Source organism: Pseudomonas donghuensis (genome assembly GCF_000259195.1).
Classification (GTDB): Bacteria; Pseudomonadota; Gammaproteobacteria; order Pseudomonadales; family Pseudomonadaceae; genus Aquipseudomonas; species Aquipseudomonas donghuensis.
Genome location: NZ_JH650765.1, coordinates 63,920 through 82,694, shown reverse-complemented (window position 1 = coordinate 82,694; position 18,775 = coordinate 63,920). Strand labels below are relative to the sequence as shown.

Annotated in this window: 20 protein-coding genes and 1 pseudogene; 13 read left to right on the top strand and 8 right to left on the bottom strand. The window is 62.6% G+C overall.

What is annotated here, in order from left to right:
• Positions 1-167: pseudogene (locus UW3_RS29545) on the top strand (lytic polysaccharide monooxygenase); the annotation flags it as partial.
• Positions 168-173: 6 nt separating this feature from the next.
• Here UW3_RS29545 and ada read toward each other — a convergent pair.
• From ada to UW3_RS0113845, 3 genes are all read right to left on the bottom strand, one after another.
• Positions 174-1,235: a bifunctional DNA-binding transcriptional regulator/O6-methylguanine-DNA methyltransferase Ada gene (gene ada, locus UW3_RS0113855; protein ID WP_010223095.1), complete on the bottom strand. Its 1,062-nt coding sequence runs from the start codon at positions 1,233-1,235 to the stop codon at positions 174-176.
• Between the two features lie 76 nt (positions 1,236-1,311).
• Positions 1,312-1,941, bottom strand: a complete 630-nt coding sequence (locus tag UW3_RS0113850; protein WP_010223094.1) for a DNA-3-methyladenine glycosylase family protein — start codon at positions 1,939-1,941, stop codon at positions 1,312-1,314.
• A complete protein-coding gene (locus UW3_RS0113845) occupies positions 1,941-3,284 on the bottom strand; it encodes an aminotransferase-like domain-containing protein (RefSeq protein WP_010223093.1) in 1,344 nt (447 codons plus the stop codon). Before UW3_RS0113845 ends, UW3_RS0113850 begins: the two co-directional genes overlap by 1 nt.
• Positions 3,285-3,371: 87 nt before the next feature.
• Between UW3_RS0113845 and UW3_RS0113840 the strand changes: the two genes are divergently transcribed.
• The 10 genes from UW3_RS0113840 to UW3_RS0113790 all read left to right on the top strand — a co-directional run bounded on the left by UW3_RS0113840 (position 3,372) and on the right by UW3_RS0113790 (position 10,206).
• Positions 3,372-4,328, top strand: a complete 957-nt coding sequence (locus tag UW3_RS0113840; protein ID WP_010223092.1) for a threonine dehydratase — start codon at positions 3,372-3,374, stop codon at positions 4,326-4,328.
• A gap of 57 nt (positions 4,329-4,385) precedes the next feature.
• Positions 4,386-4,640 carry a type II toxin-antitoxin system HicA family toxin gene (locus UW3_RS0113835; RefSeq protein WP_010223091.1) on the top strand — a complete coding sequence of 85 codons (255 nt, stop codon included), beginning with the start codon at positions 4,386-4,388 and terminating at the stop codon, positions 4,638-4,640.
• Positions 4,637-4,969: a type II toxin-antitoxin system HicB family antitoxin gene (locus tag UW3_RS0113830; RefSeq protein ID WP_010223090.1), complete on the top strand. Its 333-nt coding sequence runs from the start codon at positions 4,637-4,639 to the stop codon at positions 4,967-4,969. Before UW3_RS0113835 ends, UW3_RS0113830 begins: the two co-directional genes overlap by 4 nt.
• Positions 4,970-5,050: 81 nt before the next feature.
• Positions 5,051-5,710 carry a LysE family translocator gene (locus tag UW3_RS0113825; RefSeq protein WP_026001317.1) on the top strand — a complete coding sequence of 220 codons (660 nt, stop codon included), beginning with the start codon at positions 5,051-5,053 and terminating at the stop codon, positions 5,708-5,710.
• 298 nt (positions 5,711-6,008) lie between these two features.
• Complete coding sequence (locus UW3_RS0113815) at positions 6,009-6,494, top strand: GyrI-like domain-containing protein (RefSeq protein ID WP_010223088.1); 486 nt, start codon at positions 6,009-6,011, stop codon at positions 6,492-6,494.
• Positions 6,491-6,940: an aminoglycoside 6'-N-acetyltransferase gene (aac(6'), locus tag UW3_RS0113810; RefSeq protein ID WP_010223087.1), complete on the top strand. Its 450-nt coding sequence runs from the start codon at positions 6,491-6,493 to the stop codon at positions 6,938-6,940. Before UW3_RS0113815 ends, aac(6') begins: the two co-directional genes overlap by 4 nt.
• Before the next feature lie 654 nt (positions 6,941-7,594).
• A complete protein-coding gene (locus UW3_RS0113805; RefSeq protein ID WP_010223086.1) occupies positions 7,595-8,029 on the top strand; it encodes a YybH family protein in 435 nt (144 codons plus the stop codon).
• Between the two features lie 86 nt (positions 8,030-8,115).
• The gene (locus tag UW3_RS0113800) at positions 8,116-8,460 is read left to right on the top strand and encodes a YciI family protein (protein ID WP_010223085.1); all 345 of its coding nucleotides are present in this window, start codon (positions 8,116-8,118) and stop codon (positions 8,458-8,460) included.
• A 19-nt stretch (positions 8,461-8,479) separates the two neighbouring features.
• The gene (locus UW3_RS0113795; RefSeq protein ID WP_010223084.1) at positions 8,480-8,971 is read left to right on the top strand and encodes an SRPBCC family protein; all 492 of its coding nucleotides are present in this window, start codon (positions 8,480-8,482) and stop codon (positions 8,969-8,971) included.
• The gene (locus UW3_RS0113790; RefSeq protein WP_010223083.1) at positions 8,971-10,206 is read left to right on the top strand and encodes an RNA polymerase sigma factor; all 1,236 of its coding nucleotides are present in this window, start codon (positions 8,971-8,973) and stop codon (positions 10,204-10,206) included. The genes UW3_RS0113795 and UW3_RS0113790 overlap by 1 nt, the downstream gene beginning before the upstream one ends.
• Before the next feature lie 3 nt (positions 10,207-10,209).
• On the opposite strand, the gene UW3_RS0113785 is transcribed toward UW3_RS0113790, so the two are convergent.
• Both UW3_RS0113785 and UW3_RS0113780 read right to left on the bottom strand, forming a co-directional pair.
• Entirely contained in the window at positions 10,210-10,680 is a 471-nt protein-coding gene (locus UW3_RS0113785) for a MaoC family dehydratase (RefSeq protein WP_010223082.1), read from the bottom strand.
• Positions 10,681-10,715: 35 nt separating this feature from the next.
• The gene (locus UW3_RS0113780; protein ID WP_010223081.1) at positions 10,716-11,660 is read right to left on the bottom strand and encodes an alpha/beta hydrolase; all 945 of its coding nucleotides are present in this window, start codon (positions 11,658-11,660) and stop codon (positions 10,716-10,718) included.
• Positions 11,661-11,868: 208 nt separating this feature from the next.
• Between UW3_RS0113780 and fadD2 the strand changes: the two genes are divergently transcribed.
• Positions 11,869-13,557 (top strand): long-chain-fatty-acid--CoA ligase FadD2, encoded by a 1,689-nt coding sequence (gene fadD2 / locus UW3_RS0113775; RefSeq protein WP_010223080.1) that lies wholly within the window; start codon positions 11,869-11,871, stop codon positions 13,555-13,557.
• A 306-nt stretch (positions 13,558-13,863) separates the two neighbouring features.
• Positions 13,864-15,561 carry a long-chain-fatty-acid--CoA ligase FadD1 gene (fadD1, locus tag UW3_RS0113770; protein ID WP_010223079.1) on the top strand — a complete coding sequence of 566 codons (1,698 nt, stop codon included), beginning with the start codon at positions 13,864-13,866 and terminating at the stop codon, positions 15,559-15,561.
• Positions 15,562-15,658: 97 nt separating this feature from the next.
• Here the strand turns inward: fadD1 and UW3_RS0113765 are convergent, their stop codons facing one another.
• The 3 genes from UW3_RS0113765 to UW3_RS28990 form a co-directional block, all read right to left on the bottom strand.
• Positions 15,659-16,966: an NAD(P)/FAD-dependent oxidoreductase gene (locus UW3_RS0113765; RefSeq protein WP_010223078.1), complete on the bottom strand. Its 1,308-nt coding sequence runs from the start codon at positions 16,964-16,966 to the stop codon at positions 15,659-15,661.
• A gap of 30 nt (positions 16,967-16,996) precedes the next feature.
• Complete coding sequence (locus tag UW3_RS0113760) at positions 16,997-18,361, bottom strand: glutamine synthetase family protein (RefSeq protein ID WP_010223077.1); 1,365 nt, start codon at positions 18,359-18,361, stop codon at positions 16,997-16,999.
• 96 nt (positions 18,362-18,457) lie between these two features.
• Positions 18,458-18,622 carry a hypothetical protein gene (locus UW3_RS28990; RefSeq protein WP_162967603.1) on the bottom strand — a complete coding sequence of 55 codons (165 nt, stop codon included), beginning with the start codon at positions 18,620-18,622 and terminating at the stop codon, positions 18,458-18,460.
• Positions 18,623-18,775: the final 153 nt, after the last annotated feature.

Sequence of the window (18,775 nt, the reverse complement as noted above, 5' to 3'; positions counted from 1 at the left end):
ATCCCTACACGCCGTATTACGAGCATAAGGACAAGCTCAAGGCCAAGGTCGAACATGAGGTCAAGCTACCCAGCAACAAGCACGGCCATCATGTGATCGTCCTGCTGTGGCTGGTCGCCGATACCGGCAACGCCTTCTACCAGGCCTTCGACGTCAACTTCCAGTAACCCGCCTCACTGGCTCTCGCGCGCCAGTAGCTCACGCTTGCGCTCCACGCCCCAGCGGTAGCCCGAGAGGTTGCCATCGCTGCGCACCACCCGGTGACACGGGATGGCCACAGCCAGGGCGTTGGCCGCGCAGGCCTGGGCCACGGCGCGCACAGCCCTGGGGGAGCCAATCCGCTGGGCGATCTCGGCATAGCTGGCAGTGCTGCCGGCCGGGATCGCCCGCAAAGCCTGCCAGACCCGCTCCTGGAACGCTGTGCCGCGCAGGTCCAGTGGCAAGTCCAGGCCGATGCCCGGCACCTCGATAAAGCCCACGACCCTGGCCACCAGGGTTTCGAACCCGGCGTCGCCACCGATCAGGTTGGCCTTGGGAAACTTGTCTTGCAGGTCATTGAGCAGCGCCTGCGGGTCGTCACCGAGCAGGATTGCGCAGATCCCCCGTTCGCTCTGCGCCACCAGAATCGCCCCCAACGAACACTGGCCGATGGCAAAGCGGATGTCGGTGTTGGCGCCACCGTCACGATAGGTGCCCGGGGTCATGCCCAGGCGGGCATTGCTCGATTCGTAGAAGCGGCTGTTGGAGTTGAACCCGGCCTCGTACAAGGCGTCGGTGACCGTTGCCGACTGCTGCAATTGAACGCGTACCTTGCGCGCGCGGTGGGCCGAGGCGTAGGCCTTGGGCGTCAGCCCGGTCACCGCCTTGAACACCCGGTGAAAGTGGAACGGACTCATCTTCAGCTGTTCGGCCAGCTGGTTCAGGCTCGGCGCCGGGTCGGCGCTTTCGATCAAGGCACAGGCGCGGGTGACCTGGGCCCGGTGCTGTTCGGCGACATGGGTCTGGTCGGCGCCGCGGCGCTTGCTCGGCCGGTAGCCGGCGGCTTCGGCCTGTTCGGCGCTGTCGAAGAACTCGACATTGTCGATGCGCGGCAGGCGCGAGGTGCTGCTCGGCCGGCAGTACACACCGGTGGTGCGCACGGCGTAGACAAAGGCCTGGTCAGCGGCCGGGTCGCGGGCCAGTATGGCCTGCCAGCGCGGGTCGGATTCGCTGATCCGTGGTTTGCCTGTACTCATGACGGGGTGCTCCTGGCGTTGATCGATGGGTTCAGGCTACGGCTGCGGCTCACGGGAAGAACTCCGGGTCTTGCGTTCAAACTCGCTTGGCCGGTACCCGCCACAGGTACCAGGCGGCCACGGTCCGGTAAGGGCTCCAGCGCTTGCCCAGATCGATCATCTGCCGGCGCGTCGGTTGCTTCTCCAGGCCCTGCAAGCGGCGATAGCCCTCGCGCACGCCGAAGTCGTCGGCCGGCAGGATGTCCATGCGTTCCAGGGTATAGATCAGCAGCATCTCGACAGTCCAGCGGCCTACTCCACGCAGGTTGACCAGGCGCTCGATCAGCGCTTCATCTGCCAGTGCCGAGGCTTGTTGATAGTCCGGCACCAGCCCTTCGACCCGTGCCCGGGCGATGCCCTGGATGGTCGCCAGTTTGTTCGCCGAGAAGCCGCAACCGCGCAATTGCTCAGGGGTGGTTGCCAGCACCTGCTCGGGGCTGGGAAACCCGGTGTCCGGGTAGAGCGCCAGAAAGCGCCCGAGAATCGCATCGCCGGCCTTGGCGTGCAGTTGCTGGTAGGCGATGGCCCGCACCAGCGCCTGATACGGGTCGCGGGTGGGTTTGGGTTGATGCAGGCAAGGACCGACTGCCTCGATGTGCGCGGCCCATCGTCGGTCCAGGGCGGCGAGGTAGGTTTGCGCCTCGGCATACAAAGCGTGCTTGCTCATCAGGCCTCCAGCGCCTTTGCCACGTGCTCCAGTGCCTGTTTGAGTTCGGCCCGGCTGCCAGCCGCCGACAGGCTGATGCGGATCGCCTCCAGGTCATGCTGTTTTACCGCAAACACGTCGCCTGGCACCACCGCCACGCCGCTGGCCCGGCAGGCCTCGGTCAAGCGGGCGGCGCTGTGCCCGGCCTTGACCCAGATGTGTGGGGAAGGCTGCTGGCTATTGACCAGGTGGCTACCCAGAATTCTGCAGGCCAGGCGCCAGCGCTGGAGGACTTCCTCGCGCTGCCAGGCCAGGCGCCGCTGCGCCGTGCCATCGGCAATCCAGCGACATGCGATCTGCAGGTTCAGTGGCGACACCTGCCAATGGGTGGCCTGGGCATGGGGATCGACCTGTGCCAGCAGGGCTGGATCAGCCACGATCCAGCCCAGGCGCAGGCCGGCGCCAACGGTTTTCGACAGGCTGCTGATCAACACGCCGCGGTGCCCGAGCAACCGCCACAGCGGTGGCTGGTCGGTCAGCGCGCCGTAGACATCATCTTCGATCACCCGCAGGTCATGGCGCTCGACCACCTCGGCGATCGCCTGTTGGCGTGCGCTGCTCATGCACGCACCGGTAGGATTGTGCAGGCTCGGGGTCAGCACCATGATGCGCGCGCCGGTGGCACGGGCGACCCGATCGAGGTCGTCTGGCACAATGCCCTGATCGTCCAGGGCGATACCATGCAGCGGCAGGCGCAACTGCCGGCAGGCGGCCTTGATACCGGGTGCGGTGAGGGCTTCGACCAGCACCGCTTCACCCGGCTGGCACAGCGACAGCAACACCGTGAACAAGCCCTGCTGGGCACCACCGCACAGCAGCAACTGCCGGTCATTGAGCTCAAGGCCACGGTTGGCCAGCCAGGCGGCACCGTGCACACGGCCGCGCAGCAACGCTTCGGCGCTCAGGTAATGGTCCAGGCAACCCGCCTGGCCGTCCTGCAACAGCACCTGCAAGGTGGTTTCGCTGTCGCGGTTGGCCGGGTCGATCACCGGTACATTGGTCGACAGGTCGATCAGGCTCGGCTGCAGGTCCTTCTGCTTGAGGCGAAACAGTGTGGCCTCCTTGCTGCCGGCCAGCACATAAGTGCCACGCCCGACTTCCCCCGAAACCAAATGCCGGGCTGCAGCTTCGCGGTAGGCCTGCTGGGTGGTGCTGGGGTTGAGCCCCAGGTTCCAGGCCAGGCGTCGTTGTGGCGGCAGACGTTCACCGACTTTCAGTTCGCCGCGCTCGATGGCGGCGGCAATGGCGTCGACCAGGGCCAGGTAGCGCGGCTGGGCATCGGCGCTGAGGGTAGGGGTCCACATTTATTGTTGGCCATGCAATATAAGAATTTACCCATACAATGCGCGGCGACTAGGATCAGGTCAAATCCGATCCTGCCGAGGTGTTTCATGTTCGACCTGCCTGCCCTGCGAGATGCTGCCCGCCTGGTTCATGCCAGCGTTCCCGCCACCGCGCAATACGCCTGGCCGCGCCTGGCCGAACGGCTGGGCTGCGAGGTCTGGGTCAAACATGAGAACCACGCGCCGACTGGCGCCTTCAAGGTGCGCGGCGGTCTGATGTATGTGCAGTGGTTGCGGGAACAGAAGCCCACGGTACGTGGCCTGGTCACCGCGACCCGTGGCAACCACGGCCAGAGCATGGCCCTGGCCGCGCGCACTGCCGGGCTGGCGATCATCATCGTGGTTCCCGAGGGCAACTCGCGGGAGAAGAATGCGGCGATGCGCGCCCTTGGCGCCCAACTGGTCGAGCACGGCGCCGACTTTGACCAGGCCCGCGAAGAGGCCGCGCGCCTGGCCGAGTTGCACGGCTTTGAGAGCGTGCCGCCGTTTCACCCCGAGCTGATTCGCGGCGTCGCCACCTATGCCCTGGAGTTGCTGGAGGCGGTGCATGCGCTCGATTGCGTCTACGTGCCGATCGGCATGGGCTCGGGCATCTGCGGGCTGATCCAGGCGCGCAACCTGCTTGGCCTGCGCACAGAAATCGTCGGCGTGGTGTCCAGTGCTGCGGACGCATTTGCCCAGAGCCTGGAGCAGGGCCGCATCGTCACCACCGCCACGGCCAATACTTTCGCCGACGGCATGGCCTGCCGCATGCCGTTGCCCGAAGCGTTCGAAATCATCCGCCAGCATGCCGCGCGCATCGTGCGCGTCAGCGATGAGGAAGTGGCCCAGGCCATGCGCATCTACCACGAAGACACCCACAACACCGCCGAAGGCGCAGGGGCCGCCGGGCTTGCCGCGCTGATCCAGGAGCGCGAGCGCCAGCAGGGGCGCAAGGTGGCGGTGATTCTCAGCGGGGCGAATATTGATCGGCAGCGGTATGCGCAGGTATTGGCGGGTGATTGAAAAATCCTGAATTGAAGCATTGGAAAAAGTGCTATCTTATTTTGATAGCATTTTCCGATGAACAATCGATATCGAAAGATCCTCGACAGCATCTTCCGCACACCGACCAGCGCCAGCCTGGTGTTTACCGACATCGAGGCGCTAGTGCTGTATCTGGGCGGGCAAGTGCAGGAACGTGAGGGCTCCAGGGTCAAGTTGATCCTGGGTGATCAGCTTTGGCGCTGTCACCGGCCGCACCCGGGCAAAGAGGCCAAGCGATATCAGGTGGAAGAAGCCCGCGAGTTTCTTCTACGGGCAGGAGTTCAACCATGAACACTATGAGCTACAAGGGCTACACCGCCCGAGTCGAATACGATCCACGGGACGATATTTTCGTCGGTCGTGTCCTGGGTGTGCGTGACATCATCAGCTTCCACGCCAGCGCCGTCAGGCAGTTGCACGAGGCGTTTCACCTGGCGCTGGATGACTACCTGGCCGATTGCGCCGAGCGTGGGGTCAAGCCGGAAAAACCCGCTTCCGGCAAAGTCATGCTGCGTATCAGGCCAGAAGTCCATGCCGCGGCGACCATCGCAGCTCAATCGGCAGGCAAGAGCCTCAACCAATGGGCCGATGAAGTGTTTGAGCGTGCAGCACAAGCCTGAGTAAAGGCAATTTCTTCCAATACAGCCCGGCGAAAAACCGTTTAAATAGCGCCTGCCCTCAACAGCGGTTACGGAACGTCGATGCCTTTTTCAAATGGATTTCTGCTGAGTTTGTCGTTGTGCCTGGATATCGGCATTGCCAATATCGCCATGATCACCCTGGCCATGCAGCGAGGCTTCCTGCAGGGTTTCTGGCTGGGGCTGGGCACCTGTGTCGGTGACCTGCTGTATGCCATTGCGGCATTGGCGGGGATGACCGTGCTGCTGCAATTTGAAACGGTACGCTGGGTGTTGTGGCTGGGCGGGTCGGTGTTGCTGGTGTGGTTTGCCATCAAGATGCTGCTGGCGGCGCTGCGTGGCAACGCCCACCTGGAGACCCGTGGCGAGGTGGTCGTGGAATCGGGCTGGCGCGAGTTCATGCGCGGGATCTTCCTGGCCATGTCGTCGCCCAGCGCCATCCTTTGGTTTGCCGCGGTCGGCGGGGTGCTGATTTCCCGTTCCGGTGGCGGCAGCCTGTTCGAAGCCGGGCTGTTTCTCTCCGGTTTTTTTGCCGCCGGGCTGATCTGGTGCCTGTCGTTGTGCGGCATTGCCAGCCATGGCGGACGGTTGTTGGGGGATCGCTTGCTGACCTGGTCGTACCTGCTGTCGGCGGGCATTTTCTGCTATTTCGCCGGCTACGTGATTCTTTCCGGTTACCGCGAGTTCATCCTCGCCGTGCCTGCGGCCGCGCCGGGTCTATAATGATTCGAGACACCGGTGCGCAGGTGCCGTCAGGCAGGAGGAGCTTCGATGAAAGGTCTGGATGCAAAAAAGGCGACGAAGAAAAAACCACTGAAAACCGCCAAAGAAAAACACGCCGCCAAACGCGCCAAACGCTCAGGCGGCAGTTTTCTTTCGCAATAATGCCAAGAGCTCCGCAAGGGGCTCTTTTCGTCAGGGGCGGGCCCTCGAGCAGATTCCGAGAATGGGTAATTGCCGCTACCCTAGCGCTGGGTACGGATACGCTGTGCCCATTACCCTGGCGAACGAGGCAAAGGACATGACTCTGCAGACTCCCCCGATCAAACCCGCGCGTTTCGAAGACGGTCGTACCTTCACGGTTGCCGGACTTGGTGAGCGCTATGGCCAGGCCACCCTCCAGCAAATCCCCACCCTGTGGCAACGCTTCGAGCAGCACATTGGCCGGGTTCCCGGGCAGATAGGCGGGGAAACCTACGGGGTGTGCAGCAACGGTGATGGCCAAGGCAATTTCGACTATATCGCCGGGGTCCGGGTGCAGGACACCGATTCGCTGCCGGCCGGTTTTCAGCATGTCGAACTCAAGGCCCGACGTTACGCAGTGTTTGAGCACCACGGCAGCCTCGACAATCTCAAGGCCACCTTTCAGGCCATATGGAAGGACTGGGTGCCGGTGTCCGGCGAAACCGTGGCCAACGCGCCTGAGTTCGAGCGTTATGGCCAGGACTTCAACCCCGATGACCGCAATAGCGTGATGGAAATATGGCTGCCTCTGGAAAGCAAATGATCGAAACCTGCACCGATGTACAGCAAGACGATTGGCTTGTGCTGCGCCAGGCGCTGTGGCCCCAGTGCCCGCTGGAGGAACACCGCCAGTCAGTGCGCGAAATCATCGAGCAGCCCCAGCGCCTGGTGGCCTTTCTGGCCCGTGACCGCGCCGGGCGCGCTTTGGGTTTTGCCGAAGCCTCGATCCGCAGTGATTACGTCAATGGCAGCAACAGTTCGCCGGTGGCCTTTCTCGAAGGCGTGTTCGTCGCGCCCCAGGCTCGGGGCCAGGGTGTTGCCGGGCACCTGATTGCGGCGGTTGAGCAGTGGGGCGCCAGCCTGGGTTGCAGCGAGCTGGCCTCGGATGCTGCCCTGGACAACCACAGCAGTCACGCGATGCATGCGGCATTGGGCTTTAGTGAAACTGAGCGGGTGGTGTACTTTCTCAAGCCTTTGGCCAAGGGCTGATCTTTAGGGGGCTTCGCGGATGCGATCCTTGGGTTGGTTTTTGAGGCTGTGAGCTAATCCATTCGCTGTGGCGCTGCTGCCGGCCCCTTCCGCCCTTACGGCGGGTCCCTTTTGTTCTTGGCAAAAGGAACCAAAACCGCTCGCTCCTGCATACGGCCCTACGCTTCGCTCCGGGTTCCTTCGCTTCGGTGCCTTCCAGGGGCATCGCGGCCTACGACTTGCTACGCCAAGTCTACGTCTCGCGACTTCGGCTTGGGCCGAAGGGTGCTGCGCACCAGCCCCCTCCAGACACCTACGCTCAGCCTCCTGAAGTCGCGAAGTTACGGGCGGCGCCTGCACTGGCGTATCTGCGAAATCAGATTATGGCGCAGCCAAGCTGACGCCGGAGCGGGACAAGCTCGCTGGCAAAGCGAGCACCGACTTGCTTGATCTTGATGCGCGTAGTTCAAGGCGCCGCCGTAAAGGCGGAAGGGGCCGGCAGCAGCGCCACACAAAATGGATAAGCCCGCAGCCTGCAACATCCCAACCCAAGAATCATAGCCCCAGGATTCCGTGAACAACCATTTTCCCTGTCTGTCGATTTCAGCCGCTGCCATTCGACCATCTGTGAACGCGCCGAATGGTTCGGCGCCTGATCGCGCAGAGGACACGACCATGAACAGTGCCGCCGAGAACGAAATCCGCCAACTCATCGAACAGTGGATTCCGGCTGTTCGCGCCCGTGACATCGAGGCCATCACCGCCCCTTACGCCGATGACATCCGTGCCTTCGATGCGGTCAAGGCACTGCAGTTCAAGGGCAAGGCTGCCTACCGCGCCCACTGGCAGGCCTGTATGGAGCATTGCCCGGGCGAGATGGTCTTCGAGGTCGAGCAATTGCAGATCCAGGCTACCCCGGAGCTGGCACTGGCGCATTGGCTCAACCGTTGTGGCCCGGCCAACAGCGAAGGCGGTGAGGATCAAAGCTGCTACATGCGGGTTACCGTCGGCTACCAGCGCATCGGCGGGCAATGGAAGGTCATTCATGAGCACTGGTCGGCACCGTTCGACATGGAGTCCGGTGCCGCGCTGTTCTCGCTCAAGCCTTGAGCTGAAAAACCCGAGAGTTATGCCGAATCGCGCTTTCTAAGGCGGTGCGATCTGCCGCCATAGTATCCCCAGCTGTGGAGACGACGATGAAATACCTGTGCCTGGTCTACTGTGATGAAAGTCTGCTGCACAGCCTGCCCGACAGCCCGGCCGACGCCGAGTGCATGGCCTACGCCGAATCGATCCAGGGCAGTGGTCGCATGCTTGCCGCCGAGGCGCTCAAGCCGGTGCAGACCGCGACTACCGTGCGCGTGCGCGGCGGGCAGATGAGCCTGACCGACGGCCCCTTTGCCGAAACCAAGGAGCAGTTGGCCGGCTTCTATCTGGTCGATGCGCGAGACTTGAACGAGGCCTTGAACATTGCCAAGGGCATTCCCGCTGCGCGGGTCGGCAGTGTCGAGGTGCGGCCGATCCGAGAGTTGCAACCCTGAAGCGAAGGAGAACAACACCATGAGCCTTCTACCCCCCGAGCAGCCCAAGGCGCAGCACGAGCTGTCATTGACACGCCTGATCGACGCGCCGCGGAGCAAGGTGTATCGGGCCTGGACCGAGCCGCAACTGCTTGCCCAATGGTGGGGCCCCAACGGCATGACCACACCGGAATGTGAGATGCAGTTGTGGGTGGGCGGCTTGTTTCGTACGGTGATGCGTGCCCCCGACGGCAGCGAGTACCCGAATCAGGGGGTGTTTCTGGAGATCGTGCCGCCAGCGCGGATCGTCTTCACCGATGCCTTTGGCCCAGGCTGGGTGCCTTCGAACAAAGCCTTCATGACGGCGGTGGTGACCTTCGACGACGTCCATGGCAAGACCCAATACACCGCCCGCGCCTGGCACTGGAGTGCTGCCGATTGCCAGGCCCATGAAGAGATGGGTTTTCACCGTGGCTGGGGTGAGAGCCTGGATCGCCTGGTGGCGGTGGTGACCACGCAGATGCCCGACTGATGGCCGCGCTGGCACAGGTACGGGCGCAACTGGAGGCCGTTTACCGGCAGGAATCGCGGCGTATCCTGGCGACGCTGATTCGCCTGCTCGGCGACTTCGACCTCGCCGAAGAGGCCATGCATGAGGCGTTCTTCATCGCTGTCGAGCGTTGGCAGCGCGACGGCATTCCGGCACGCCCCAGGGCCTGGCTGGTGTCCACCGGGCGCTTCAAGGCAATCGATAGCCTGCGCCGGCGGGCGCGTTTCGACCGTTCTCAGGCGCAGTTGATGCAGGCGCTGGCGTCGCTCGAGGAGGTTCAGGTGAATGACCAAGAGCTGGAGGATGACCGTCTGCGCCTGATCTTCACCTGTTGCCACCCGGCGCTGGCCGCCGATGCCCAGGTACCGCTGACCCTGCGCGAAGTCTGCGACCTGACCACCGAAGAAATCGCCCGCGCGTTTTTGCAGAGCCCGGCGACCATCGCCCAGCGTATTGTCCGCGCCAAGGCCAAGATCCGCGATGCGCGGATTCCCTATCAGGTGCCGTCGCTGGCCGAACTGCCGGAGCGGCTTGATAGCGTGCTGCGGGTGATCTACCTGGTGTTCAACGAAGGCTATTCGGCGTCTTCGGGGGAGAGCCTGATGCGCCATGACTTGAGCGATGAAGCCATCCGCCTGGGGCGTTTGCTCCAGCAATTGCTACCCGATCCGGAGGTGCTCGGCCTGCTGGCGCTGATGCTGTTGCAGGCCTCGCGGCAGCAAGCGCGCAGCGATGCCCAGGGCGAGCTTGTTGTGCTCGATGAACAGGACCGCAGCCTGTGGAACCGCGAGCTGATTGCCGAAGGCTGCCAACTGGTGCAGCAGGCCCTGCGCAGTCAGCAGTTCGGCGTCTATAGCTTGCAGGCAGCGATTGCCGCCGTGCATGCGCAGGCGGACAGTGCCGAGCAAACCGATTGGCATGAGATCGTCGGTCTGTACGATGTGCTGCTGCAGCACTGGCCGTCGCCGGTGGTCGAGCTCAACCGCGCGGCCGCCCTGGCCCGGCGCGATGGTGCCCAGGCGGGATTGGCGGCGGTGGAGGCGATTCTGGCTCGTGGGCAGTTGCAGGACTATCACCTGGCCCATTCGGCCCGCGCCGAACTGTGCCGCCAGCTAGGCCGGCTGGATCAAGCCCGCGAGGCCTATCGCAGCGCCCTTGAACTGACCCGCCAGGGCCCCGAGCGGCGCTTTATCGAGCGCCGTCTGCGCGAGCTGTGAGGCTCAGCCGATGGTGATGGGTGGCGGGCTGACCAGGTCGACGGTCTGCTGCTTGCGCGGGGCGAGAATCTCGGCCTCGCCGTCGACTACCAGCTCGTCGTTCTGATTGAACACGCGCGTGGCGATGCGCACCTTGAACTTCGGCAGTTTCTCGAGGATTTCCAGGCGCACGGTCAGGGTGTCACCGAACTTGACCGGTTTCTGGAAGCTCATGGTCTGGCCCAGGTAGATGGTGCCAGGGCCAGGCAACTCGCAGGCCACCGCGGCGCTGATCAGCGCGCCACTGAACATGCCGTGGGCGATACGCTCCTTGAACATGCTCTTGGCGGCGAACTCGGCATCCAGGTGCACCGGGTTGTGGTCACCGGACATCGCAGCAAACAGCTGAATGTCACGTTCTTCGACAGTCTTGCTGAAGCTGGCGGTCTGGCCGACTTCAAGGGCTTCGTACGGCGTGTTGGTGACCTGGGTCATCACTTGTTTTTCCTTCTATCGTGGCGGCCGGCCGGTCATTCGCTGCGGGCGGGGCGAGCAATGGTCAGCGCCTGCTGCAGCCAGTCGATGATCGCGGCCGTGACCTCGTCACGGTTGGTTTCGTTGAGCAGCTCATGCCGCGCCTGGGGGTAGAGCTGCAACTGTACGTGCTGATTGCCGGCCAGGCGCAAGGCACCGGCCAGATCCTTGAGACGCTTGCCGGCACTGACCGGATCACATTCGCCGCCCATTACCAGGATCGGCAGGTTCGGATCGATCTGCGCCAGGTTGCGGGGCTGGCTGATTTGTTCCAGGCCCATCAGCAGGTCGATCCACAAACGGTTGCTGCAGCGAAAGCCGCACAACGGGTCGGCAGCATACTTGTCGACTTCGGCGTTGTCGCGGCTGAGCCAGTCGAAGGCCGTGCGGTTGGGCTTGAAGGCTTTGTTGAACGAGCCGAACGACAGCCATTCGATCAGCGCGCTGTGCCCCAGCGGGCCCTGGCGCCAGGCTTCGAAGCGGGCGATCAGGCACGCGGTGCGGTACAGGGCCGGGGGCTGGAAGTTCGAGCCGCTGAGAATCGCGCCCTGCAGGCTGGCGCCATGGTGCATCAGGTAGGCCTGGGCGATATAGCTGCCCATGCTGTGGCCGAACAGGAATACCGGCGTGCCCGGAAACTGTTGACCGATGTGCTGGCTGAGCAGGCCCAGGTCATTGATCACGCTGTTCCAGCCATTGTGTCGGGCGAACAGGCCTAAAGTGCCAAGTTCGGCGGTGCGTCCGTGGCCACGCTGGTCGTGGGCGAGCAGGGCATAGCCGGCGTTGGTCAGGGCTTCGCCCAGGCGTTGATAGCGCCCGGCATGCTCGGCCATGCCATGGGCGAGCAACACCACCGCTTTGATCGGCGTGTCCGGCAGCCATTGGTAAACGTAGAGGCTGCAGTGATCGCTGGCCGCAAGCCAGAACGCGTCGTGGTGCATGGCGAGTCCTTGTCACACAAGTCGGAGAATCAGCTCAGTGTATAACCCAGGCGAACAATCGCAGGGTCCTCAGCAATAAGATTCACAATGTTAATGACAGCGCTTGGCGTATTTGCCACCTGCGACATACCTGCTAACGTCGGCAGAGCACCTTCTTCGCCAAGCAGGCAAGGGGGCCGGAACGGCTCAGGTATGAGGACAAGAATAAATGCAAGCTGATTTCTGGAATGACAAGCGCCCGGCAGGCGTTCCTTCGCAAATTGACGTAAATGCTTACAAATCCGTGGTCGAAGTCTTCGAACGCTCCTGCAAGAAGTTCGCTGACCGTCCGGCGTTCAGCAACCTCGGGGTAACCCTGAGCTACGCTGAGCTCGAACGCTATTCTGCGGCCTTTGCCGCTTACCTGCAGCAGCACACCGACCTGGTGCCGGGCGACCGCATCGCGGTACAGATGCCCAACGTGCTGCAGTACCCCATCGCCGTGTTCGGCGCCTTGCGCGCCGGGCTGATCGTGGTCAATACCAACCCGCTGTATACCGCCCGCGAAATGCGCCACCAGTTCAAGGATTCCGGCGCGCGGGCCCTGGTGTACCTGAACATGTTCGGCAAGCTGGTGCAGGAAGTGCTGCCCGACACCGGCATCGAGTTTCTCATCGAAGCGAAGATGGGCGACATGCTGCCGACGGCCAAAGGCTGGTTGGTCAATACCATCGTCAGCAAGGTCAAGAAGATGGTCCCTGACTACCGTCTGCCCCAGGCAGTGCCGTTCAAGAGCGCCCTGGCCCAGGGCCAGGGCCAGTCGCTCAAGCCGGTGGCGCAGAGCCTGGACGACATCGCCGTGCTGCAGTACACCGGTGGCACCACGGGCCTGGCCAAGGGCGCGATGCTGAGCCACGGCAATCTGGTGGCCAACATGCTCCAGGTGCTGGCGTGTTTCTCCCAGCATGGGCCCGATGGCCAGCGCCTGATCAAGGAAGGGCAGGAGGTGATGATTGCACCGCTGCCGCTCTACCATATCTATGCCTTCACCGCGAACTGCATGTGCATGATGGTGACCGGTAACCACAACGTGCTGATTACCAATCCGCGGGACATTCCTGGCTTTATCAAGGAACTGAAGAAGTGGAAGTTTTCTGCGCTGCTGGGGCTCAACACCCTGTTCGTGGCACTGATGAACCACCCCGAGTTCAAGAACCTCGACTTCTCGGCGCTGAAAGTCACCAACTCCGGTGGTACCGCACTGGTCAGCGCCACCGCCGAGCGTTGGGAGAGCATCACCGGTTGCCGCATTGTCGAAGGCTACGGCCTGACCGAGACCTCGCCGGTCGCCAGTACCAACCCTTATGGCCAGCTGGCGCGCCTGGGGACCGTGGGCATTCCGGTGCCGGGCACGGCGTTCAAGGTCATTGACGACGAGGGCGTCGAGCAACCCTTTGGCGAGCGCGGCGAGTTGTGCATCAAGGGCCCGCAAGTCATGAAAGGCTACTGGCAGCACCCTGAGGCGACCGCCGAGGCGCTGGACAGCGAAGGCTGGTTCAAGACCGGCGACATTGCAGTGATCGACCCGGATGGCTTTACCCGCATCGTTGACCGCAAGAAGGACATGATCATTGTCTCGGGTTTCAACGTGTATCCGAACGAGATCGAAGAGGTGGTGATGGGCCATCCGCAGGTGGCCAGTTGCGCGGTGATCGGCGTTCCTGACGAGCGTTCGGGCGAGGCGGTGAAGCTGTTCGTGGTACCGCGCGAGGGCGGGGTGACCCTTGAAGAGCTGAAGGCTTATTGCAAGGCCAATTTCACGGGCTACAAGGTGCCCAAGCACATTGTATTGAGGGAGTCGTTGCCGATGACGGCGGTGGGCAAGATTTTGCGCAGGGAGCTTCGGGATATAGCCTGACGGCGGCGCTGAGTCACTGTGGGAGCGGGCTTGCCCCGCGATGTGCTGTGCCAGACAGGGCGCTATCGCGGGGCAAGCCCGCTCCCACAGTGCGCTTTAGAATTTTTACTCTAAAAATGACTACGTGATAATCAAGAGTCATTTCCGTGACTGTTTGGGCTACTTTAGCTCTAGGCGGCCCTTGGCAAAGCTGCTACTCTCGGCCCGCTTCGGATTATCAGGTTTGCAATAAACCGTAATCTTATATCAATAATAATCGCATCGACTGCGGTGAAGAATTCGCTGCTGCTGGAGGAGTGGGCTTCCATGATCGAAAATTTTTGGAAGGATAAGTACCCAGCCGGGATTGCCTCGCAAATCAATCCTGATGAGTATCCGAATATTCAGGCGGTATTGAAGCAGTCTTGCCAACGCTTTGCCGATAAACCGGCCTTTAGCAACCTGGGCAAAACCCTTACCTACGGCGAGTTGTATGAGTTGTCGGGGGCCTTTGCCGCCTACTTGCAACAGCATACCGACCTGCAGCCGGGTGATCGTATTGCCGTGCAGCTGCCCAACGTCCTGCAATACCCCGTTGCCGTGTTCGGTGCCCTGCGGGCGGGCCTGATCGTGGTCAACACCAACCCGTTGTATACCGCGCGGGAATTGGAACACCAGTTCAACGATTCCGGCGCCAAGGCGCTGGTCTGCCTGGCGAACATGGCGCACCTGGCCGAGAAGGTGGTGCCCAAGACCCAGGTCAAACACGTTATTGTCACCGAAGTGGCCGATCTGTTGCCACCGGTTAAACGCCTGTTGATCAACAGCGTGATCAAGTACGTGAAGAAAATGGTCCCGGCCTATCACCTGCCCAAAGCGGTGAAGTTCAACGATGTCTTGAGCAAAGGCCGCGGCAAGACTGTTCAGGAAGCCAATCCGGGCAGTAATGATGTGGCCGTGTTGCAATACACCGGCGGCACTACCGGGGTGGCCAAGGGCGCGATGCTGACCCACCGCAACCTGGTGGCCAACATGCTGCAATGCCGGGCGCTGATGGGCTCGAACCTCAACGAAGGTTGCGAGATCCTGATCACACCGCTGCCGCTGTACCACATCTACGCGTTCACCTTTCACTGCATGGCGATGATGCTGATTGGCAGCCACAACATCCTGATCAGCAACCCGCGTGACTTACCGGCGATGGTCAAGGAACTGTCGAAGTGGAAGTTCAGCGGCTTTGTCGGTTTGAACACCTTGTTCGTCGCCCTGTGCAACAACGAGAATTTCCGCAAGCTGGATTTCTCCGGCCTGAAGATCACCCTGTCGGGCGGTATGGCGCTGCAGATGAGTGTCGCCGAGCGCTGGAAGGCAGTGACCGGATGCGCCATCTGCGAAGGTTACGGCATGACCGAAACCAGCCCGGTGGCAGCGGTCAACCCGGCCGAGCAGAACCAGATCGGCACCATCGGTATTCCGATGCCCTCGACCCTGTGCAAGATCATCGACGACGCCGGTGTGGAACTGGCACTGGGCGAAGTCGGCGAGTTGTGCGTGAAGGGGCCGCAGGTGATGAAGGGCTACTGGCAGCGTGAAGATGCCACCAACGAGATCCTCGACAGCGAAGGCTGGCTGAAGACCGGTGACATCGCCCTGATCCAGCCGGACGGCTACATGCGTATCGTCGACCGCAAGAAAGACATGATCCTGGTCTCCGGTTTCAACGTCTATCCGAACGAGCTCGAAGATGTGCTGGCGGCCTTGCCAGGCGTGCTGCAGTGTGCGGCCATCGGCGTGCCGGACGAGAAGTCCGGTGAAGTGATCAAGATATTCATCGTGGTCAAGCCGGGCATGACCGTGACCAAGGAGCAGGTGATGGAGCATATGCGCGCCAATGTCACCGGCTACAAAGTGCCACGCTTTGTCGAGTTCCGTGATGCGTTGCCGACGACCAACGTTGGCAAGATCCTGCGCCGTGAACTGCGTGATGAAGAGCTGAAGAAGCTGGGCCTTAAGAAGATCGCCTGAGTTTCAGGCGAACGCTTCGCGCTCGATCGCTGGCAAGCCAGCTCCCACAGGTACGGTGTAATTGGCCCTTGTGGGAGCTGGCTTGCCAGCGATGGTTTCAGCGCAATTTTTCGAGCATCTGGTAGTACCACATCCCCGCCGCCAGCAACGGATTGCCCAACACATCGCCCATTGGCACCTTGATGTGTTTGCAGCCGGCAAAGGTATCGAATTTCTCCAGTGTCCCGGTCAGTGCTTCGGCCATGATTTCGCCCATGATATGGCTGGTGGCGATGCCGTGTCCGGAATAGCCCTGGCAGTACCAGACGTTATCCGACAGCTTGCCCAGCTGCGGAATACGGTTGACCACAATCCCCATCGCACAACTCCACTGGAACTCGATCGGCACGCCCTTGAGCGCCGGAAACGTGCGCTCGATGCACGGGCGCAGTTCACCGGCGATATCCCGTGAGTCGCGCCCGGAATAGTTGGCGCCACCGCCAAACAGCAGGCGGCCATCGGCGGTCAGCCGGTAGTAGTCGAGGACGAAGCGGCAGTCGTACACCGCAAGGTCCTGCGGGTTGATCTGCGCGGCCAGCTCACCCAGTGGCGCGGTGGTGACGATGCCGCCCATGGCCGGGAAGATCTTGCCCTTGAGCTGGCGCTGTTCCAGTTTGTGATAGACGTCGCCGGCCAACAAAACCTGCTTGGCTTCGACCCGGCCGTGGGCCGTCACCACCGCCGGCTGGTCGCCGTGAATGATGTCCAGTACCTCGGAGTTCTCGAAGATCAACGCGCCCAGGCTGTGCGCGGCGCGGGCCTCGCCCAGGCACAGGTTGAGCGGGTGCAGGTGCAGGTTGCGGCGGTTCTTCAAGGCACCCAGGTACAGCGGGCTTTGCAGGTGTTCGCGCATGGCATGCTGGTCGAGCAGCTCGACCTGATCGCCCATGCCGTGGCGCTCGGCCTCGGCGGCAAAGGCGCGCAGTTCGCCCATGTGCGAAGCTTTCATCGCCGCGTGCAGGTGGCCGCGCTTGAGGTCGCAGTCGATGCCGTAGCGTTCCACCCTTTGCTCGATGATCTGGTGGCCGCGCCAGCGCAGGTGCCAGATGAAGTCATCGACGTCATCACCGAGCTTGTCGCGCATCTGCTTGCGCATCGCTTCATCGCCCGAGAGGCTGCCGGTGACCTGGCCGCCGTTGCGCCCGCTGGCGCCCCAGCCGATGCGATTGGTTTCGATAATGGCGACCTTCAGACCGCGTTCGGCCAGCTCCACGGCGCTGGCGACACCGGTAAAGCCACCGCCGATGATTGCCACATCGACCTTCACTGTGCCCTTGAGCGTCGGGTACTGCGTGGCGTCATTGAGGCTTGCGGTGTAGTAGGAGGCACTGCGCTGGGCAGGGCCGGGATTTACGGCTGCATTCATGACAAAAATCCTTGGCGCAAAAAGAGAGAGTCAGGCCTGGGTCAGGTACCAGCGCCAGTCCTGCTCGCCGACTTCGGCCATGAACTGGCGGTACTCGGCGCGCTTGACCGCAAGGTACACGCCGAGGAACTCGGCGCCGAAGGCCTCCCGTGCCCAGCTCGAACGCTCCAGCGCAGTCAGCGACGTCAGCCAGTCGGTGGGCAGCAGTTCGGTGGCCTGGGCATAGCCATTGCCCTCGACCGGTGCGCCAGGGTCGAGTTGTTGGCGGATGCCGTGATGCAGGCTGGCAAGGATCGCCGCCGCGGCCAGGTAAGGGTTGGCATCGGCGCCGCAGATGCGGTGCTCGATATGCCGGCTGTTGGCCGGGCCGCCTGGCACGCGCAGGCTGACGGTGCGGTTATCCACCCCCCAGGTCGGCGCCAGCGGCGCATAGCTGTTGGCCTGGAAGCGTCGATAGGAGTTGGCGTTGGGGCAAAACAGCAGCAGCGAATCGAGCAGCAGCTTGAGCATGCCGGCCACCGACTGGCGCAGCAGCGGCGTGCCGGCCTTGTCTTCACTGGCATAGAGGTTGTTGCCCAGGGCATCGGCCAGGCTCACGTGCATGTGCATGCCGGTGCCGGCCAGGTGATCGAACGGCTTGGCCATGAAGCAGGCCTGCATCCCGTGCTTGTGTGCCACGCCCTTGACCAGGCGCTTGTAGCGCACTGCCTGGTCCATGGCCAGCAGCGCGTCGCCATGCTCCAGGGTGATTTCCACCTGGCCCGGGGCGTACTCGGAAATCGCCGTGCGCGCCGGAATGCCCTGGGCTTTGCAGGCAGCATAAAGGTCGGCGAGAAACGGCTCGATCTGTTCCAGTTCGCGCAGGCCGTAGACCTGGGTGCCACGCGGGCGGCCGCCGTCGCTGTCCAGCGCCGGTTGCGGCCGGCCCTGGCTGTCGCGCTTCTGGTCAAGCAGGTAGAACTCCAGCTCGCAGGCCATCACCGGGTAGTAACCGTCGGCCTTGAGCGCATCGATGACCTTGATCAGCAGATGGCGCGGGTCGGCAATGCTCGCCGGCAGGCCTTCGCTGGGGTGCATGCTGACCTGCAGCGCCGCTGTGGGAATCTGCCGCCACGGCAGACGCACCAGGCTGTTTTCCAGGGGATAGGCGCGACAATCAATGTCGCCGACATCCCAGACCAGCCCGGAGTTTTCCACGTCGTCGCCGTTCAGGGTCAGGCCGAGGATGGTGCTGGGCAATGGCCGACCGCTTTCGTACACCGCCAGCAGCTCTTCGCGGTGCAGCAGCTTGCCGCGCGGCACGCCGTTTGCGTCGAGGATGAACAGCTCGATCATTTCGATATCGGGGTTGGCGGCCAGAAACGTTCGGGCCTGCTCGATGGGGGCAAATTGCATGGTGCGCTCGCTCGCGCCGTCAGGCGCACAGGACTGCCTAGCCGGTCAGGCGGCAGTCTTCGACAAGGAAGGTCGGCCAGAAGCTGGCCGCACGGTTCAGTGCAGAGCGAAGCGGGCGTCCGGTGGGCGGGCATGGCGGCAGTGCCACAAGGCCCAGAAGGCGAGAATGATGTGCACCAGCGGATTTTCCCCAGAGCGTGCCCGCACCTTCGGGAACGAAGGACGCAGCAGCGGACGGGGCAAACCGGGAGACGAAGTCATGCCTGGATACTCCCATGCCGGGGAAGGTTCATTAAATAAGCCTTTGTGCAACTTCAGGTAAGTCTTGACTAAACAATGCCCGGGCCGCCTGCAACCGTGCCGAGCGTCGGCAAATCTGCGACAATCGCAGCCCTTGAAAAAGCCGATCATGCA

Coding starts and splice junctions, on each gene's coding strand:
- UW3_RS0113800 (WP_010223085.1), top strand. CDS start 8,116: ATGAAATACCTGTGCCTGGTCTACTGTGATGAAAGTCTGCTGCACAGC.
- UW3_RS0113790 (WP_010223083.1), top strand. CDS start 8,971: ATGGCCGCGCTGGCACAGGTACGGGCGCAACTGGAGGCCGTTTACCGG.
- UW3_RS0113780 (WP_010223081.1), bottom strand. CDS start 11,660: ATGCACCACGACGCGTTCTGGCTTGCGGCCAGCGATCACTGCAGCCTC.
- UW3_RS0113760 (WP_010223077.1), bottom strand. CDS start 18,361: ATGCAATTTGCCCCCATCGAGCAGGCCCGAACGTTTCTGGCCGCCAAC.
- fadD2 (WP_010223080.1), top strand. CDS start 11,869: ATGCAAGCTGATTTCTGGAATGACAAGCGCCCGGCAGGCGTTCCTTCG.
- UW3_RS0113765 (WP_010223078.1), bottom strand. CDS start 16,966: ATGAATGCAGCCGTAAATCCCGGCCCTGCCCAGCGCAGTGCCTCCTAC.
- UW3_RS0113845 (WP_010223093.1), bottom strand. CDS start 3,284: ATGTGGACCCCTACCCTCAGCGCCGATGCCCAGCCGCGCTACCTGGCC.
- UW3_RS0113840 (WP_010223092.1), top strand. CDS start 3,372: ATGTTCGACCTGCCTGCCCTGCGAGATGCTGCCCGCCTGGTTCATGCC.
- UW3_RS0113835 (WP_010223091.1), top strand. CDS start 4,386: ATGAACAATCGATATCGAAAGATCCTCGACAGCATCTTCCGCACACCG.
- UW3_RS0113805 (WP_010223086.1), top strand. CDS start 7,595: ATGAACAGTGCCGCCGAGAACGAAATCCGCCAACTCATCGAACAGTGG.
- UW3_RS0113795 (WP_010223084.1), top strand. CDS start 8,480: ATGAGCCTTCTACCCCCCGAGCAGCCCAAGGCGCAGCACGAGCTGTCA.
- UW3_RS0113850 (WP_010223094.1), bottom strand. CDS start 1,941: ATGAGCAAGCACGCTTTGTATGCCGAGGCGCAAACCTACCTCGCCGCC.
- UW3_RS28990 (WP_162967603.1), bottom strand. CDS start 18,622: ATGACTTCGTCTCCCGGTTTGCCCCGTCCGCTGCTGCGTCCTTCGTTC.
- UW3_RS0113830 (WP_010223090.1), top strand. CDS start 4,637: ATGAACACTATGAGCTACAAGGGCTACACCGCCCGAGTCGAATACGAT.
- ada (WP_010223095.1), bottom strand. CDS start 1,235: ATGAGTACAGGCAAACCACGGATCAGCGAATCCGACCCGCGCTGGCAG.
- UW3_RS0113785 (WP_010223082.1), bottom strand. CDS start 10,680: ATGACCCAGGTCACCAACACGCCGTACGAAGCCCTTGAAGTCGGCCAG.
- fadD1 (WP_010223079.1), top strand. CDS start 13,864: ATGATCGAAAATTTTTGGAAGGATAAGTACCCAGCCGGGATTGCCTCG.
- UW3_RS0113815 (WP_010223088.1), top strand. CDS start 6,009: ATGACTCTGCAGACTCCCCCGATCAAACCCGCGCGTTTCGAAGACGGT.
- UW3_RS0113825 (WP_026001317.1), top strand. CDS start 5,051: ATGCCTTTTTCAAATGGATTTCTGCTGAGTTTGTCGTTGTGCCTGGAT.